Here is a 17,501-nt window from a genome sequence, read left to right as displayed (position 1 = left end):
ATCCATTAAATAAATACTTCATTTTGTATTTTCTACTACTCTATTCCTATCTCCCTCATCGCATTCCTGACCCCCAGTGCCACGCCCTCCACCTCTATCCCGCCCTTCCCTTTCGCACCGTCCCCCACGACAAAAAGATTGCGAATCGGCGTCCTGTTCCCGCTATCGCTGCCAGAAGATGCCCTGTTCACCGGCCAGCCGTTAGAATATGACTGGACCATCAGAACTTCGTATTTCTTTCCGGGGAAGAGTCGCTTCAGGTCGGAAAGTCCTGCATTTATTTCCTGCTCCAGGTCATCTGATAAAACTGCTTGATGGGACATCACAAGGTGCTTTCCAGGGGGCGCAAGGGATGGATCTATGTTTGTTACCTCATTGATGCCATTTATCCTCTGTGCAAAAGGCGTGAAAAACACACCGCTGTGACCTATCAAGGGTTCATCTGCGGAAAGACAGATCTTTATACCCTTTGACGGCCTCATCCCGCTTATTTTTCCCAAATACGCTTCATCGGTGCATTCATACATCCTGCTGGTTTCAAGATGCCCGATATCGCTGATCACAATTTCCGCGCCGGTCGTTTCTCCATTCACACTGATCCCTATCGCCGTGTCAGTCTCTGTTATTATCTTATCAACACAGGAGAGAGTGTGTATCTTCCCGCCGTTTGATTTTATGATGTCCGCCAGCGCACCGGTCACCGCCCCGCAGCCGCCCAGTGGGACCCCTGAACCCTTGTACCGATACATATTCTCGATTATCTCCAGCATCTCCCTGGCCGGTACATCTTTTGCCTGGAGGCTCAATGCCCAGCCGCAAAAAGAATCGGCAAGCCTCAGCAGGAAATCATCGTCAAAATATTTAAGGATCCAGTCCCTGAATGAGATATCGTTTTTTGGTTTGAATTTCAGCGAGAAAAAAAGTATCATCCCGAGCTTGATACGTTTTGTGATAGAAAGTTGCTTTCGGAAATCATTGAACTCGATATTCTCATCTGCCTCCATCTTTATCACAGCCATGGGGCTTGAATTAATTATTGCCACGTTAGCCCCAACATCACGCAGCATCTGTGCAAGCGGTCCCCTGGAGCCGTGGGGCAGCATATGAAGCGCCCCGGTGCTGAGTTTGAAACCTTTAAAATCCAGATTTGCAAACCGTCCCCCGATGAATGGAAGACGCTCGAATATCTCTACATCATTCCCGGCTTTTGCAAGCCTTGCTCCCGCAAGCAGGCCGCCGAGACCGGCACCTATGATGACAGCTTTCATTCTTCCCCAGAAATTGCGCTTACTGGGCAATACCTGACGCAAGTGCCGCACTCAATGCATTTTTCATCCATCACGGCGCGCCCGAATACAATTATCGCATCATAAGGGCAATAAGCGGCGCACTGCCCGCAGCCCACGCATCTGCCATCCACAATCATTGGGTTCCCGCCGCACCTATCTTCTCAGCCAGTTTTGCCAGCACTTCCTTTCGCATCCCTTCTACGAATTTAATGCTGCCCACCACGAGATGCCCACCCCCGCTCACACCCGCTCCTTTGATCTCGCTGTGCAGTTCTTTCACTATCTGGGGTATGTTCATCCCCACACCCCTTGATCGCAGCACTGCAAAATCAGGACCATATCCGATGGTGACCACAGGCTGACCATCATATTTTGAGCACAAGCGGTCATGTATTTCTCCGCTTGTTTTTCCCGGGGGTGGAAAAGTGAATTTGTGGGCGAAATTTTCCACATCGATCACATTCAACATCGCGCCGTTTGGCAGTTTCTGAGTCTTGACATTGGGCATTGATGCCTCAAGTTGCTCGGAAATAGCGGCATTTGCCTGGTCGCTCAATAATTTCACTATCTGCTGGTGGCGGATATTGGAGCCCAGATTGAGTATGTCGTTCATTATCCCTCGCCCATCGTTGAACCTCTGCCAGAATGCCTCGTAATCAATAGCCAATGCCATGTTTTTCAGGTCTTCTGGCTTATATTTATCAGCTACAAGAGATTTGTACAGGCCGGCTTCAGGCGCAGCTGACCTGTCCCCGACTGCTGAAACCGCCGGGAGATGTTTGATCTCTTCCGTGATGTCGGGATTTATCATCCGGGCGATCTCCAAGCCCAGCATGCCTGTAGTAATGCCGAAATCCCCCCCAGCATATGCGGGATTGACGTGCTCAAGCACCATTGAATCTATGGTGCCGTCCGGGTGATGGTGATCAATGACCAGGAGTTCCACGCCATAGATCGCAGCCTGTTTCATCGCGGGCATGTCCTCCTCAGTGGCGCCATTGTCCATTAAAACCACAAGCGGCATTTTCTGGGCAAAACGCTCCTGGTCTTCCAGTGCAAAAGTGAGGTCTTTTGTTACGTCCTCAAGTTCATAGAACGGCGCCTTGGAAGGGGAACGCCTGTAAAAATGACGATCTGCATCAGAGCCTCCGACTTCCCGGATAAGCGGCAGAATGGCACGCTCTATTGCAATTGCCGAAGTGATACCATCTGCGTCCGCATGGTGCCTTATGATGATAGGTCGGGACTTAAAAATAGCCTTCCTAATAAGTTTGGCAGCATTTCGCATCCTGGGCTTCAGTTTAATCAGGATTTCGCTATTAACAAGGAATTGTGTGTCGTGGGGTTCTGCTCGTCTGTCTATCGCGGATTCGATCTGTTCCTTGATGCCCGTGGCATCCCCTCCCCATAGCTGCTTCATGGCACGGATCTCGATCTGCATTGCTCCGTTCCTCATCGAAGGCTCGCCGATCACCCGGACTATAGTCTCCGACTTTATCTCGGGATAAGCCCGCTCCCCTGCTTTCTCAAATGCCGCGCACTGCACTGTCCCATCCTCGTCAGAGATGGTGAATATCGTGGGGCCTCCTGTTTGTTTTATCTGGATCACTTCGCCAGAAAGATGGATGAGTTTCCCAAGGTATTTTGAGAGTTCTGTTGTCTTCCTTCTGGGAAGCTGCTTTTCGACCTCAATAAGCTGGTACTCTTTGAGACTGCGCGGGAGCAGTTCGATGTTGCCGTTCGGGGCCATGTTTTTGACCTCGACAAAGAGCTTATCACCGATTTCAGGAATGAAATTCATATTGCTTGAATGGATAAGACCCCGGAGCTGCGGATTGATATCCACAAATACACCGAAGTTCGCATGTCCCTGAACCTTTCCTTCGTACACCTTCCCTACCTCCAGCTCACGCGTGTCACACTCCGCACTCAGTATATGAACAGAGGGTTTTTTAGCGCAGTTCTCGCAGAGGTCCCCTTTCGTTGTTTCTTTGCCGCAGACCGTGCATGTGAAGAACTTTCCCCTGCCATTGCAGGCTTTGCAGGGCTCGGTGACTGATATTTTTCCTGTGCCGCCGCATGTGGCGCATTTCATTCCTCCGGACATGAGATTACTTAAGTCTTTTTCCGACAGTTTCTCAAGGCTTATTGATTTTGGTTTTCCTGAACCTTTACAGTCGGGGCATTCCTTTTCGCTGAGGATTATGGTACCTGTACCTTTGCAGGCGGTGCATTCGGTTGTCATAGAGTTGAGTGATAGATGTGGTGCGTGGTAAAATAAGTTACGTGGGAGAACGCGTCATGGCTCATTTCATATTCAGAACGTTTTCTTATAATGCAGGTTTTATCAATCTTGAAACCAATGTGGAATTATGGCCCTTGAGACAATCATAACCCGCCTGAAAAAGCGTTATCATCCCGGCAAATTCCACTCGCCTGACCCTTTCCGCGTGCTCATAACCACCGTCCTCTCGCAGCGCACCCGCGATGAGGTTACAGATAGGGCAGCGGAAAAACTCTTTTCAAAATACAGCACATATGCAGCACTTGCAAATGCCGATGTTAAGGATATCGAGGAACTGATACGCGAAGTAGGGTTCTACCGCGTGAAAACACCGCGAATCAAGGAAATCGCGCGGATAATTTCGAACGACTTAAAGGGCAAAGTCCCGGACAATATTGATGCCCTTCTCAAACTTCCAGGTGTGGGGAGAAAGACCGCTAACTGCGTCATTGTTTACGGCTTCCGCAGGGATGCCATTGCAGTGGATACCCATGTTCATCGCATCTCGAACAGGCTGGGGCTTGTAAGAACAAAGACCCCGGAAGAGACCGAGCAAAGGCTTCTTGAAGTCCTGCCCAGGGAACACTGGCAGTATATAAACGAACTGTTTGTCAGGTTCGGACAGGATATATGCAGACCCATCGGGCCTAAATGTGGTTTATGCCCTATTATTGAGCTCTGCCCTGAGAAGAAAATAACTAAAAAGACAAGATAATAAAATCCACAGTTAACTTTTTAAATATCTTGGGAAATATCTATGTATGCGCTTTGACCTGCACATCCACTCCAATTTCTCATCGGACTCGAGCCTGACAGTGGATGACATCCTGATGAAGGCGGTAAAAAACGGACTTGACGGGATAGCGATTTGTGACCATAATACCGTGGAGGGAAGCCTTCAGGGGATCAAGCGCGCCCGTGAACTGGATCTTTCCTTACTTGTGCTTCCGGGAATGGAGGTCTCAACGACAGAAGGGCATGTATTAGTACTCGGGGTAAAGGAGAATATCCAGCCCAACCTCACGCCCCTTGAAACTATCAAGATAGCCCACCAGAAAGGCGGGCTGGTGATTGCGGCGCATCCCTTCAAGATAAGAAGCATTGGATTCGTGGATGGGCTGGATGCAATCGAGACTTTCAATTCAAGGTGTATATTCGGTGAGAACACGAAGGCAAAAGAGATGGCACTGTCTCTTGGAAAACCCGAAGTCGGGGGGAGCGACTCACATATGCTTGCGACCGTCGGACTCGGTTATACGGACATAGACGCGGAAAAAAATGAAGAAGCTGTACTCACAGGGATCAGGGAAGGCAGGACAAGCTCAGGTGGACGGGTCGCTCCTCTGTATGTTGTCATCGTTCAGGTCATACGCGGCATATTCCGTAGGCTGAACAGGTTTGGTCACAGCAAGATTTTTAATAGCAATGGGACAATCTAAGACATCATGCCGGATTATGACGTAATCATTGTTGGTGGAGGCATAAGCGGCCTCCTATCTGCCCTTGTTCTTTCAAAGAATGGGAAAAAAGTCCTCGTGCTTGAAAAAGACGGCGCTGTGGGAGGTAACTGCAACAGCTATTATGTGGACGGTTTCCAGGTGGATACGGGCCCTCATGCAATTACGCATCTCAGGGAGGGACCGCTGCGCAGATTAATGGATGAATATTTCACTTACATGCCAGTGTTCGTGGACTATGGTCATTACTATGTACGTACAGAAAAGGGGCTTACAAAAATCCCATCAAATATAAAGGAATTCGTCACTTTCGATGTCCTGCCGAGAAAAGACAGGCTCATGCTTTCGCAGTCTTTGACAAAGGCATTGACCCTATTGACTTTCGGGATGGTGGATGCAAACCAATCCATCTATGATTTCATGCCAAAAGGCCTCTCCAAAGATACGTGTGATTTTGTGGACGCGATCGCTTATTTCCTCTCCGGGAGATCCATGAAAGAGACGTCGGTCAACCGTGTGTTATACGGCAGCAGTTTTATAAGGGACAGCGTTTCGGAAGATATTTTCGATGATGCAGAGATCCCATCAAATCCATCCTATGCCTCCATAATAACCGAGAGGTTATCAAAAAACCAGCTGGCAATCCATCTTTCATCATTGGGCAGGCTCGCCACCAATAAAGTGGCATATGCCCAGGCATATCCGCGGGGTGGCTTGAAATCTCTTTTGAATGCGGTCTTATATTCCATGCCCAAAAGCGTTGAGATCAAAACGGGGACAAGGGTACGTGAGATAAGAATGGAAGGTGAGAAGGTTACGGGAGTTGCTACAGATAATGATTCTTTCAAAGCGGAAACTGTTGTTTATTCGGGTTTCGCGAAAACCCTTCCGTCTCTTGTCACATTGCCGCCTGATTATGCAAAAAATCTTTCACGCATAGACCAGACATTGAGCCTTACGATCTGGCTTGGTTTGCGTGAAAAAATTAAGGAATTTGATTATACGGGGTCTGAGGTATGGTTCAAGGGCGGCGCTTACTGGGCAATGCCCATCAGTAATTACGATCCATGCATTGCACCAAAAGGAAAGCAATTGATCGGGTTCACCTTTGTCATCCACGACAAAGAGAACATAGAAGGCGAGAAAAAGAAGGCGCTTGATCTTATCCTGAGAGCCGTTCCCGGCATCGAGAACAAAATTGAGATGACGCATTACCAGGTGACCATTCCAGAAAAGGCTGCCGTCACCATCAATGGATTCTTTGCCGGGGTCCGCTCACCGATCGCCAATCTATACCTTGTTGGAACCGACACCGATAATAGAAGCATGGGTGTTACAAGGGCTGGATATTCGGTGCTTGAACTCCTGAAAGCTATGAAAGAGGATAAAAGACTCGTCACTTCTTGATTTTTCTCTTTTTCATATAATCCGAAAACCCGGAATTCAGAACTACGATAATCCCGGCTGTGAAAACAAGTAGCCCAAGAACTTTCGGATTTGAAACCCTGGTAAGAAGGAGGATTACACCGGTATGAAGGATTATAAGACCTGTGATAAGAGAAGCTATCTCTTTGTATTTCCGGAAAAGCGTGAAATATACCAGACCGCTGATCCAGGTACCCAGGCCCAGGTATTCGTATGAAATATTGCCTTTATCAGGATCGTAAATCCGGTAGTACAGCCCTATAATTAGAAAAAGGGCGCCTAAAAATACCAAAACTGATTTTTTCTTATCCATATCGATTTTCCTTGAACCTTTAATACTCATCAGCACTTAATTACACCCCCTGACAGGTACTGAAAAATGAAGATAATCCAGATGGATGCGGGTGCGTGCAACGCAGCAACAGAAATGAAAGAGTGCAACATCCCAGGAGCCGCAAATGGCCTTGACGGCTCTCCGCCTCCTCCATTTGAACATTCAAACATGCCGGTGGAAGAATGATCATAGGCGCTTCTTCTTTTGCTTCACCTCTGGATGAGCTTCGAAAGGAGGTGGAGTGCATCGAGTTCTATGTTCCCAAGCTTCAAATATACAATGGGAATAAACTGTTGAAATATCGTGTGCGTGAGCTGCGTGATATCCTTTCCACAGGCAATACCCTTACTACATTGCATGCCCCCTACTGCGGGATCACACCCGGCTATCCAATAGATCTCATTGTGGACACAGCGAACATGGGGAGAAGAGAGTTCGGTCTCATGGAAGAAAGCATTGATCTTGCGGTTGAATTAGGTTGCAGCGTGGTGGTAGTTCACCCCGGGAAAATAACAGGGGACAGGGATGCGTGTTTCACAGGCATGGTGACAAATCTCAGGAGGCTTGCCCATTTTGCGGAAAATAGCGGGATAGTTCTTGGGCTTGAGAACCTGAGCGGCACGGACCCCGCGAACCTGTGTTGCACGGCAGAGGAACATATGCGCGCGATCACGGAAGTGAATTCACCCAATCTGAAAGCTACCTTTGACATAGGTCATGCTAACCTCACGTGCCGCGGAGACGCTGTTAAACTCCGCAGCTTCATCATAGACATGGGTGATAATGTTGTACACGTCCACGTGCATGACAACGATGGCATGCCGGCTGACAGGTATTTCGGTGATGTGCATGGCGCGCCCGGGAACGGGAACATCGATTTTTCACTGTTAAGAGAACTGCATTTCGACGGCGTTTATAACCTTGAGGTATTTTCAATGCCTGATGTACGCGCGGGCAAGAGGATCCTTAAGAATCTGGAGCAGTGGACGCTGGATAAATACTCTGCATAATTGCAATATTGCTTACAGTACAAAAACAATCAAGGCTGCAGAACCCGGAAAATAATTTCATGATACGAGACAAATACGAATTGGGCGCATAAGACTATATATTACAGAAGTTAAAATAGACTTATTGAGAGGGAAATATCATGTGGGAAAGAAAAGTAAGCCGCAAAACAACCGCAAAAAAAGAACAAATCTGGAAGCTTTGGTCTGATGTTACTCACTGGAAAACTTGGGATGAGGAACTTGAATATTCTGAATTATTCGGAGATTTTAAAACAGGAACAAAAGGTGTTTTAAAACCTATTGCAGGTCCTGAAACTAAATTTGTGATAACGTCTTGCGACTATTTGGCAGGATTTAGTGACAGATCGTTTTTACCCTTATGCAAAATGGATTTTATTCACATGTTAAAGGAAACTAACGGTGGGCTTGAAATCACTCACAAGGTTCAAATTACAGGAGCATTAACATTTCTATTTTCAAAAAAAATTGGGAAGAAGGTTGAAGCTGGTCTCCCTAAGTCTGTCGAAAAGTTAATTGAATTAGCTGAAAAAGGGGATTAGTCCTATGGAAAATCAGAAATTCTGGATAAATACGGTCTCAAAAGAACATGTGATGCTGGGCAAACAAAATGGGTTTGTGCAATCCGGTCATGGAAAACCAGCACCTTTAAAACGCTTAAAAAAAGGTGATCGAATAATATTTTATTCACCCAAAACATCCCTAGAAAATGGAGAACCCCTTAAATCATTTACCGCTATAGCCTCAATCATTGATGATAAAATTTATCAAGTAGAATTAAGTGATGATTTTAAACCATATCGGATAAATGCTCAATACGAGGATTGCAATGAAGTTAAAATTGAACCTTTAATTGAGAATTTAAGTTTCATTAAAAATAAGAAATCATGGGGTTATATGTTCAAGTTTGGATTATTTAAAATTGATAAACGAGATTTTGATTTAATTTATTCAAAAATGAAAATTTAAAGGGAAGATATGACTTTTAATTTCGATAAACCTAATGATAGTCCGGGTTTCCTATTATAGCATGTTACCAATCTCTGGTATAGACGAACATAAGTTCGGATATGATGCTAAAATGAAAGGATATCCGAACTCGGATATCAGCGAGTTATACGCAATCGGAAGACCTTATAGAAAGATTTATAAATTATCTTAACACTGAAAATATTAGAGCTGATAATAACATGAAACAAATTCAGGCCTTAAGATATGGCGGTTTGGTTGGGGTGATTGGAGCGGCAGTGTACATCATTAGCTTAATTATCCATCCTTTTTACGAAACACCAGAAACGATTGTAAGCCAGGCTTGGCTTTGGGCGCATATTCTTGGCTTTGTGAGTTTATTGTTTTTGCTTGTTGGCCTTGTTGCTATTTATTTTAAAAACGTAGAAGCTTTCGGTAAGCTTGGGACGTTGGGATTTGCGCTGAGCTTTATGGGTATTGGTGGCCTTAGCTGGATTAATGGTTTTGCCGCGATGGCCGAACCTGTGCTTATTTCACAAGCTCCAAACCTATTGGATCCAAACGGACCATTTTTCGGCGGATTAGCCGGTATCTTTTTTGCGATTACTGTGATTATATCAATAGTCGGTTTTCTCCTCTTTGGTATAGCAGCTTGGAGAATAAAAGAAAAATTTAGTGGGATAGCAATAATTATAGGCACTTTGCCGCTTGTTCTGTTTTTTATAAGACCTGAAACTCCTGAGGGCATTTATAGCATTGCTTTAATTATCAATAGTCTGGGGCTTCTACGATTGAGCTATGGGGTTTGGTCAGCAAAAAATTAAAGGCCTTTTGAAGAAGACTTTATTATGCTCAGTCATACCACATACTCCCAACAGAAAGCCTGATAACCTGCCATCCCCGGGTCAGCTTCTCCTCCCGCTCCGTGCTTATACGCACATCTCTTCCCCAGCCGTTATCCCGATTAATGGAAAGGCTGAACATCGTGCCATCTTCCTCCGAATATACCCAGGCATCCACGGGAACGCTGATTCCTCCGTACCCTGTAGCATTGCTCGTGCTTAGTGTGAACCCGTTTACAAACTTTTCATTAGCCTCCGGATTTGTTGCCAGCGATCCTCCAGTCTGGTTCATATTTATTCTGGTTGAACCTGACCCGCTTATTTTGAAAGCTTTACCATGGTTTGTATCAATTACTTCTGTTGTTGCATTACCCGAAATCTCTGGATTTCCGTACATTTCCATTACACTCCCACTCTCAAGCAGAACCGGAACAAACACTGTTATCCTTCCATCGCCTGAAGAAACATCAATCGAAACATCGGTAGTTGCATATTTTACCGCACTTATAAACATTAATGCGGAAATAAACAGTATAATGAACGTCAGGACTATTCCTGCACCCCTGGCTATCTTTAAGAACCGTGGAATTTCCCTTGGAGTATAGGATGTTCTCTCCATAAAATACATTCCGATAGCTATTGAAGCACCGGCTATCCCTATTGCAAGCAATGGAAAAAGAATCGCTATGAAAAACGCTAGTAAAGCACCTTGCGTCCAAACCGAATTAAGATAAACGGTTATGTTTTGACCTAAAACATATATTCCATAACCCAATGCTGCGCCTAAAGAACTTGAAATTGTCATTAAAACCATGTTCTTGATCTTTGGAAAACCTAAGATGGGACCTGCAAAAACCAGTGTAATAAATAACGGATCAAGAAGACCGCTCATTTTAATAAACTCCCCTGCTAAAAGAACGCCAGTGACAAGTGCTCCAAAAGCCCCCGCTACGGCACATGTCATTGATATCCTCGATGATTTTTTTTGTCCCCCGAAAATGAACCCTACATAGAGGCCATAGAGGCCATAAATTACCAAAATTGCAAATACAACTCCCAGTACCATAAAGAGATAAGCCGCCGTTAAGGATGGTATTGTGTAAAAGATTATATAACCCACCCCAATTCCCATCAACAGCCCAAGTGCGCCATGTATTCCGTAGCCTCGGAGACTTTTTATATCAAACTGATTGCTTTCCATATTAACCACCATAAATTTGTCTATAAAAAGACAAGTTAGACTTAACTTAATAAAATATTTCTATTTATAGTTATGTGCATAAGATCTGATAAAAAGTTGGGAATTATTATCACTAACTTTTCGATTTTTTTAATAAACATCGCCTTAAAAATATATATTGTTGAAAAAGCTGTTAATGCCATAACAAATTCGTATCCTGGAATTCTGTTCTTCCCCGGCATGACATCTGGCGGTCCCGATCGAATTATTTCGGTATTTGTTGCATCTGGAGCGTCGGATGTTGCTTCTGTCGACGTCCGTGGGTATCATATTGGACGGATAGAATCTCATATCGGCTGAATTTGAACCACGAAGCCCAGATTCCTGATAAGATTTATTCTGCTTCCAGGAATTAAATTAATAGCATATTCGTTTTTCATTTCAATATGATCGTGATCTTTCAATATGATGCATGATATGGATGTCAGACTTCCAAAAATCACAAAAATGTTATCATATATATTATCAGCTTTGTTATCGAAAACTATTTAACCTGATAATTATCACCATATATATACATAATCTCTATCATGAATTTAAATAAAAGGGGTGATTAGATGACAAAAGAAATGTTAGCGTATGAAGATACGCTTAAAGATATCGAGAAGACTTTGGGAGCAGTACCTAGCTTCATGAAGTTTTTCCCCGAGGAAAAACTTGTCCATGACTGGCCTTCATGGAAGAGCTTTGGGAAGATAGACCTGGAGAGTGCCACCAAGTTCTGTATTCAGTGCCGTAAGGCTACTTTATGGAAGAGCCTGGGGGAGATAGACCTGGAGAGAGTACGATTCCTGTTAAGTACAGATGAAATGATAGAAGAAATGCTGAGCGAAACCCAGGGTAATATTGTACCCACATCCGTAAAACCTCATGCAGCCGCTGAGGCGGCGCAAGAAGATAGCGCTTAATCTTGTACTCATACCAGTGACATATTTAGAATTGAAATCCGAAAGCATTTGAGTCCATATTCCAGAGTTTTATTCCCTTCAAATTGCTCAAATCTAATATCTGCTAACCCCTGCATAGTCCTAAATTCGAAAATGCTTTGATAGAGATAGAAAAGAATTTTTTTAGGGAATAGACAGACTAATCAAAAAACATTTAAATATTGAGCATAATCTCATAGTTGAGATATCGCAAGGCATTAATCGCTTATCGGAAATCAGTGATGTTGTGTTGGTGTGTGTGGATGCACACGCGCTGATTCTCCCGATTCCAATCGGGAGCCCGTTACTCATTAAAAATAATTATCAGTTTTATAAAATTTCTTTGCATAAGTATATTACAGGAAAGAATTATTAAACCAGCCAATGTCCCTTTTCGATGCCAGATTCTATGATTTTAATCTTCATCCTGTTCCCGACAGCAGAGACTCGATTACAGGACTTGCTTTTGAAGCCAGGAGGCTTGGATATTCTGGAATTGCCATTACCAATTCCACGGTGAACCTTGAAACAGTCCCTGAACAAGATGATTTTTCAATTTATTCTGCTGCGGAGATCTCATGCAAACCTTCAAAACTGAGGGATGAAATAAGAAAATGTAAAGAAGGCAGGATACTGATCGCCAGAAACGGAGACGAAGAGTTCAACCGGGCTGCTGTGGAGACTGATGAGCTCGATATACTTCTTCAGCCTGCCAGATTCAACAATGTCCTTGCAAAAACAGCCGCCGATAACTCTATTGCTCTCGGTTTCAATATCGGTTCAATTATCAGAACACGGGGAGAGACACGCACCAGGGAATTTACAATAATGAGAAACAACCTGAAGCATGCCCGAAAATATGACATGAAAATGATCCTTGCAAGCGATGCATATTCTCATTATGACCTCCGGTCGCCAAGAGAAATGAGCGCTCTGGCAGGTATTTTCGGGATGACACCAGATGAAGCGGTCAATGCCATGAGTGCAACGCCTCTTGAAATCCTGAAAAGAAAAAGCCTGGATTATATACAGGCTGGTGTTGAACTGATATGAAGACACTGCCTGTCCTTCGGGACAAGAAACGGTATCTGGCCTTTGAGGTCGCATCCGAACAAGAAATAACAAGGCAGGAACTGGTGGGAGAAATTTCAAACTCGATGCGCTCATTGTTCGGTGATGCGGGATGCAGTGAGATCAATTTCGGGCTCATGTCATTCGGTGGAATATATGGAATCATTCGCTGCTCAAAGGAGAATACCGAAAAAACAAGGGCAGCTCTTGCCTGCATAAATAAAGTCCGGGGATTTCGCATTTCAATCCTGGTGCTGGGAATATCAGGCACCATTAAAGGAGCCATGGAAAAGTTTATACAACAGCGTCTCATTAAAGAGTTAGAACCAGATAAAGACAGACAAGAACACTCAATTCCTGTAGCCGGAAAATAATTGTTTCGCATTGAAACGAAATGGATATATTCCCGGAAAATCCTCTTGATGTGAAACAAAATATTTCGAACCCAACAGGAATTACGTTTTTGAAATCTTGGAGATGATATAATGCAAATGGCACCACAGATGGGATACGACAGGGCAATAACAGTATTCAGCCCTGATGGAAGGTTGTTTCAGGTAGAATATGCACGTGAGGCAGTTAAACGGGGGACAACTGCTGTAGGAGTAAAAGCAGTGGATGGAGTAGCTCTATTGGTGGATAAGAGGGTTACAAGTAAACTCCTTGAAGCCGCCTCAATTGAGAAGATATTCCAGATAGATGATCATATTGGAGCAGCCACCTCGGGGTTGGTGGCAGATGCAAGGATGCTTATTGACCGCGCGCGCGTGGAGGCACAGATCAATAAGGTCACTTACGATGAGCCTATAGGCGTTGAGGTGCTGGCCAAAAAAATCTGCGACTTCAAGCAATCATATACCCAGTATGGCGGCGTCAGACCCTTCGGGACTGCGCTCCTTATCGCAGGCGTTGACGACAACAGGGCGCGCCTTTTTGAGACAGACCCAAGCGGCGCTTTGCTTGAATACAAGGCCACAGGCATAGGCTCGGGAAGAGCAGAGACAATGGAGATCTTTGAAAAGAAATATACAGATGACATTAACCTTGAGAATGCTATAATTCTCGGACTTGATGCACTCCACAGCACCACGGAAGGAGTTTTTAACGCTGCGACTATCGAGATCGGTGTGATCGAACTCTCGACCAGGAAGTTCAGGAAACTTCTACCATCCGAAGTAGAAAAATATGTTAACCAGGTTATAAAGACGCACGCTTCAGAGGAGAAAGGAAAAGAAAAGAAAAAGAAAACAGAAGAGTGAGTTAATATGGTTGCCCTTGATGAGTCCATAATAGCGCGGCTCAAGACGCACGGCAAGACATTTGAAGTTTTTGTTGACCCGGACGGATCGCTTGCCTTAAAAAAGGGGGACCAGGTAAAAATTGAGGACATACTTGCAGTGGAGGATGTATTCTCAGACGCAAAAACAGGGGATAGACCTGCTGAGCAGGATATCCTGAATGCTTTCGGGACAAAGGACGTTCTTAAGATCGCAGAAAAAATCATTCTTGATGGCGAGCTTCAACTAACAACAGAGCAGAGAAAGAAGATACAAGAGGATAAAAAGAGGCAGGTAATAACTGTCATTGCCCAGAATGCAATAAATCCCCAGACAAAATCCCCGCATCCCCCTGCGCGGATAGAAGCCGCTATGGAAGAGGCTGGCGTTCATATCGATCCCATGAAGAGCGTGGATGAACTTGTGAATGTCACAATGAAAGCGATACGGCCGATAATCCCGATACGTTTTGAAGAAGTGAAAGTGGCGATGAAGATAAGCCCGGAATATGCTGTAAAGGCTTACGGGAACATCGCGAAGTTCGGAAACCTGATAAAGCAGGAATGGCAGAACGATGGTTCATGGATAGGAGTCATTACCATACCCGCCGGGATGCAGGATGACCTGTACAAGCTTTTAAACCATCTTACCAAAGGCTCTGCGGAAACAAAATTGATAAAGTGATTGAAATGGATAAAAAATTAGTAATTCCGGGTGATTATCTATCAGATGATGTAAAGATAGCGGACGAAGGTACCTATGTTGAAAATGACAAGGTATACTCATCGGTCTTCGGTATAGCATCTTTTAAGAATCACATACGGGTCGTCCCGCTTTCCGGCAAATATATACCAAAGCCGGGGGACATGATAATCGGCACTGTGAATGAAGTAGCTTTTTCAAACTGGATAGTCAATATCCGGTCGCCATATGAGGGGCTTCTGCACATATCAGAATTTCCAAGACGGATCGAGAGCACGGACATGTCCAAATATCTCAAGGTGGGTGATTCTATAATGACCTTCGTGAAGGATGTCGACGCCAGTATGAAAGTTGAGTTGACCCTGAACGACCAGAGATTGAGGCAGATAAAAGAAGGTCGAATAATAGAAGTGACGCCTTCCAAAGTGCCCAGATTTATAGGCCGCAGCGGCTCCATGATAGCGATGCTCAAAAATGAAACTAACTGCAATATCTTTATCGGGCAGAATGGCAGGATATGGATAACAGGCAAAGACAAGGATATGGACCTGGCAGTGAAAGCCATATTCAAGATCGAAAGGGAGACGCATATTTCTGGTCTTACGGACAGGATTACCAGGTTTTTAAAAGAGGAAAAAGGACAAACAGTTAAGGAAATAGAACCTGGGAAGAAGGAAGAAGCCACATTGAATATAGAAACTGAGGGAGAGAAAGAATCTCAGGCGGAAAAGGAAGAAAAAACTGAAGAGGAAAAGTCCGGAGGTATTCTGGATGAGCTCCTCAGTGATGAGAAATAGATTTTTTTTATAACGAAAGAGGAAGAAAGAGAAGAGGAAATTTATGAGTAAACCGGAAAAGTTGATTGAAAACGGTATTCGCCTTGACGGCAGAAAACCAGATGAGTTAAGGCCCATAAAAATCAAGGTGGGTATTTTGAACAGAGCAGATGGCTCATGCTATTTTGAATTCGGCAAGAATAAAGTGATCGCCGCAGTTTACGGCCCAAGGGAAGTACATCCGCGACACATGCAGAAATCAACAAGCGCAGTTGTTAGGTACAGGTATAATATGGCATCGTTCTCGGTCGAGGAGCGAAAGCGTCCCGGACCTGACAGGAGAAGTATCGAAGTCTCCAAGGTAAGCCGGGAGGCTCTTGAACCCGTGATCTTCGAGGAATATTTCCCGCGCTCTGCCATTGACATTTTTGTAGAGGTGCTCCAGGCAGATGCGGGCACGAGGACTGCGGGCATCAATGCTGCCTCCATAGCCCTGGCTGATGCAGGTATTCCTATGAAAAGCCTTGTCTCGGCGTGTGCTGTGGGAAAAGTGGATGATACCCTGGTCCTTGACCTGTTCAAGGATGAAGATAACTACGGGCAGTGTGACATGCCTGTTGCGATGACACCTGATGGGAATATCACCTTGCTGCAAATGGACGGTCATCTTACCAGGGATGAATTCAGAGAAGCCCTTGAAATGGCAAAAAAAGGGTGCCTTGAGATCCACGAAATGCAGAAAAATGCCCTTATGGAAAAATACTCCTCGCAGATAGAAGGTGATGTCAATGAGTAATGAGATAATGGCAGAACTCCGCAAGGATTATATCTACAATCTCATGATCAAAGGCGAGCGGGAGGACGGACGGGCATTTGATCAGTACAGGGAAATAACCATAGATACAAGGGTCATCGACAAGGCCGAGGGTTCTGCGCGCGTGAAGATAGGGGACACTCAACTGGTTGTGGGTGTAAAGATACAGACTGGTACGCCATTTCCCGACACGCCAGATCAGGGAGTCATCATTACCAATCTTGAGCTAATCCCGCTTGCATCACCCGTATTTGAAGCGGGGCCCCCGAGAGAGGATGCTATCGAACTTGCAAGGGTGGTGGACAGGGGAATAAGGGAGTCCCAGTCTATTGATCTTTCCAAGCTGTGCATTACACCGGGAGAAAAAGTGTGGATGGTATTCATCGATGTCCATGTACTGGATGACGGTGGAAATATCATGGATGCCGCATCCCTCGGCTCTGTGGCGGCACTCTTAACTGCAAAGCTGCCCAACAAGCGTTTTGATCTCGGTGAAGATACGGATGTCCCCATGAGGGAAGTACCTGTTTCCGTGACCGCTGTTGAGATCGGAGGGGCGATAATGCTTGACCCATCCCTGGATGAGGAGAGCATAGCAGGCACCAAGCTGACCGTTACATCCAACCAGGACGGGGCCATATCTGCCATGCAGAAGAGCGGCGTCCATCCCCTTACCACCGAACAGATAAATTATATAGTGGATATTGCAATTGAGAAGGCAAAAGAAATCAGAGAGAAATTCCTGGTGATATAATCATGGTTGAAATCAAAGCGAAAGGAAGAAAAACAAGGTCTGCCGGGAGATTCGGCACCAGATATGGTGTCAAGAACAGAAAACTTGTGGCCGATATTGAAGAGAAGATGCATGCCGACTATGCATGTTCAAAATGCGGCGCGGTAAAATTAAAAAGAACGGCAACCGGTATCTGGCAGTGCAGAAAATGCAAGGTAACATTCACCGGCGGCGCGTATGTACCGCAGACCTCTGCGCATCTCACAGTACTTAGGGCCGTGGCGGGAGAGAAGATCCCTGCGGCAAGTGGATCTCCAGCGCAGGAAAAGTAAGC

22 protein-coding genes are annotated in these 17,501 nt (G+C 45.1%); 17 read left to right on the top strand and 5 right to left on the bottom strand.

Annotated features, from left to right (window positions below; translation table 11 throughout):
* Positions 1–35: 35 nt before the first annotated feature.
* From O8C65_06225 to O8C65_06215, 3 genes are read right to left on the bottom strand one after another with little or no spacing between them, the layout of a single operon-like run.
* A complete protein-coding gene (locus tag O8C65_06225; GenBank protein MCZ7356512.1) occupies positions 36–1,268 on the bottom strand; it encodes an NAD(P)/FAD-dependent oxidoreductase in 1,233 nt (410 codons plus the stop codon).
* Positions 1,265–1,426: a 4Fe-4S binding protein gene (locus O8C65_06220; protein ID MCZ7356511.1), complete on the bottom strand. Its 162-nt coding sequence runs from the start codon at positions 1,424–1,426 to the stop codon at positions 1,265–1,267. Before O8C65_06220 ends, O8C65_06225 begins: the two co-directional genes overlap by 4 nt.
* Positions 1,423–3,534 carry a DHH family phosphoesterase gene (locus O8C65_06215; GenBank protein MCZ7356510.1) on the bottom strand — a complete coding sequence of 704 codons (2,112 nt, stop codon included), beginning with the start codon at positions 3,532–3,534 and terminating at the stop codon, positions 1,423–1,425. Before O8C65_06215 ends, O8C65_06220 begins: the two co-directional genes overlap by 4 nt.
* A gap of 127 nt (positions 3,535–3,661) precedes the next feature.
* On the opposite strand from O8C65_06215, the gene O8C65_06210 reads away from it, so the two are divergent.
* From O8C65_06210 to O8C65_06200, 3 genes are read left to right on the top strand one after another with little or no spacing between them, the layout of a single operon-like run.
* Positions 3,662–4,288 carry an endonuclease III gene (locus tag O8C65_06210; protein ID MCZ7356509.1) on the top strand — a complete coding sequence of 209 codons (627 nt, stop codon included), beginning with the start codon at positions 3,662–3,664 and terminating at the stop codon, positions 4,286–4,288.
* Positions 4,289–4,334: 46 nt separating this feature from the next.
* Positions 4,335–5,012, top strand: a complete 678-nt coding sequence (locus O8C65_06205; protein MCZ7356508.1) for a PHP domain-containing protein — start codon at positions 4,335–4,337, stop codon at positions 5,010–5,012.
* A 6-nt stretch (positions 5,013–5,018) separates the two neighbouring features.
* The gene (locus O8C65_06200; protein ID MCZ7356507.1) at positions 5,019–6,437 is read left to right on the top strand and encodes an NAD(P)/FAD-dependent oxidoreductase; all 1,419 of its coding nucleotides are present in this window, start codon (positions 5,019–5,021) and stop codon (positions 6,435–6,437) included.
* On the opposite strand, the gene O8C65_06195 is transcribed toward O8C65_06200, so the two are convergent.
* Positions 6,427–6,768: a hypothetical protein gene (locus O8C65_06195; GenBank protein ID MCZ7356506.1), complete on the bottom strand. Its 342-nt coding sequence runs from the start codon at positions 6,766–6,768 to the stop codon at positions 6,427–6,429. The genes O8C65_06200 and O8C65_06195 overlap by 11 nt on opposite strands.
* 66 nt (positions 6,769–6,834) lie before the next feature.
* On the opposite strand from O8C65_06195, the gene O8C65_06190 reads away from it, so the two are divergent.
* The 5 genes from O8C65_06190 (at position 6,835) to O8C65_06170 (ending at position 9,610) form a co-directional block, all read left to right on the top strand.
* A complete protein-coding gene (locus O8C65_06190; protein ID MCZ7356505.1) occupies positions 6,835–6,975 on the top strand; it encodes a hypothetical protein in 141 nt (46 codons plus the stop codon).
* Positions 6,972–7,799, top strand: a complete 828-nt coding sequence (locus tag O8C65_06185) for a sugar phosphate isomerase/epimerase (GenBank protein ID MCZ7356504.1) — start codon at positions 6,972–6,974, stop codon at positions 7,797–7,799. Before O8C65_06190 ends, O8C65_06185 begins: the two co-directional genes overlap by 4 nt.
* Before the next feature lie 140 nt (positions 7,800–7,939).
* Entirely contained in the window at positions 7,940–8,359 is a 420-nt protein-coding gene (locus O8C65_06180; protein ID MCZ7356503.1) for a hypothetical protein, read from the top strand.
* A gap of 4 nt (positions 8,360–8,363) precedes the next feature.
* Positions 8,364–8,786, top strand: coding sequence for an EVE domain-containing protein (locus tag O8C65_06175; GenBank protein ID MCZ7356502.1), 423 nt, complete (start codon positions 8,364–8,366; stop codon positions 8,784–8,786).
* 221 nt (positions 8,787–9,007) lie between these two features.
* Positions 9,008–9,610, top strand: coding sequence for a hypothetical protein (locus O8C65_06170; GenBank protein ID MCZ7356501.1), 603 nt, complete (start codon positions 9,008–9,010; stop codon positions 9,608–9,610).
* A 28-nt stretch (positions 9,611–9,638) separates the two neighbouring features.
* Here O8C65_06170 and O8C65_06165 read toward each other — a convergent pair whose 3' ends face one another.
* Positions 9,639–10,829: a hypothetical protein gene (locus tag O8C65_06165; GenBank protein ID MCZ7356500.1), complete on the bottom strand. Its 1,191-nt coding sequence runs from the start codon at positions 10,827–10,829 to the stop codon at positions 9,639–9,641.
* Positions 10,830–11,425: 596 nt separating this feature from the next.
* Here O8C65_06165 and O8C65_06160 point away from each other — a divergent pair.
* The 9 genes from O8C65_06160 (at position 11,426) to O8C65_06120 (ending at position 17,499) form a co-directional block, all read left to right on the top strand.
* Positions 11,426–11,776, top strand: a complete 351-nt coding sequence (locus O8C65_06160) for a hypothetical protein (GenBank protein ID MCZ7356499.1) — start codon at positions 11,426–11,428, stop codon at positions 11,774–11,776.
* Positions 11,777–12,178: 402 nt separating this feature from the next.
* Complete coding sequence (locus O8C65_06155) at positions 12,179–12,847, top strand: ribonuclease P protein component 3 (protein MCZ7356498.1); 669 nt, start codon at positions 12,179–12,181, stop codon at positions 12,845–12,847.
* Positions 12,844–13,239 (top strand): ribonuclease P, encoded by a 396-nt coding sequence (locus O8C65_06150; protein ID MCZ7356497.1) that lies wholly within the window; start codon positions 12,844–12,846, stop codon positions 13,237–13,239. The genes O8C65_06155 and O8C65_06150 overlap by 4 nt, the downstream gene beginning before the upstream one ends.
* A 111-nt stretch (positions 13,240–13,350) precedes the next feature.
* Entirely contained in the window at positions 13,351–14,124 is a 774-nt protein-coding gene (gene psmA, locus O8C65_06145; protein MCZ7356496.1) for an archaeal proteasome endopeptidase complex subunit alpha, read from the top strand.
* Positions 14,125–14,130: 6 nt separating this feature from the next.
* Positions 14,131–14,826 carry a ribosome assembly factor SBDS gene (locus tag O8C65_06140; GenBank protein MCZ7356495.1) on the top strand — a complete coding sequence of 232 codons (696 nt, stop codon included), beginning with the start codon at positions 14,131–14,133 and terminating at the stop codon, positions 14,824–14,826.
* A gap of 5 nt (positions 14,827–14,831) precedes the next feature.
* Positions 14,832–15,641, top strand: a complete 810-nt coding sequence (rrp4, locus tag O8C65_06135) for an exosome complex RNA-binding protein Rrp4 (protein MCZ7356494.1) — start codon at positions 14,832–14,834, stop codon at positions 15,639–15,641.
* Between the two features lie 43 nt (positions 15,642–15,684).
* Complete coding sequence (gene rrp41 / locus O8C65_06130; GenBank protein ID MCZ7356493.1) at positions 15,685–16,416, top strand: exosome complex exonuclease Rrp41; 732 nt, start codon at positions 15,685–15,687, stop codon at positions 16,414–16,416.
* The gene (rrp42, locus tag O8C65_06125) at positions 16,403–17,188 is read left to right on the top strand and encodes an exosome complex protein Rrp42 (GenBank protein MCZ7356492.1); all 786 of its coding nucleotides are present in this window, start codon (positions 16,403–16,405) and stop codon (positions 17,186–17,188) included. The genes rrp41 and rrp42 overlap by 14 nt, the downstream gene beginning before the upstream one ends.
* Before the next feature lie 2 nt (positions 17,189–17,190).
* The gene (locus O8C65_06120) at positions 17,191–17,499 is read left to right on the top strand and encodes a 50S ribosomal protein L37ae (protein MCZ7356491.1); all 309 of its coding nucleotides are present in this window, start codon (positions 17,191–17,193) and stop codon (positions 17,497–17,499) included.
* Positions 17,500–17,501: the final 2 nt, after the last annotated feature.

The organism is Candidatus Methanoperedens sp. (assembly GCA_027460535.1).
In the GTDB taxonomy this organism is placed as follows: Archaea; Halobacteriota; Methanosarcinia; order Methanosarcinales; family Methanoperedenaceae; genus Methanoperedens.
The sequence above is the reverse complement of the archived record's forward strand: the minus strand, read 5'-3'. Positions and strand labels throughout refer to the sequence as shown.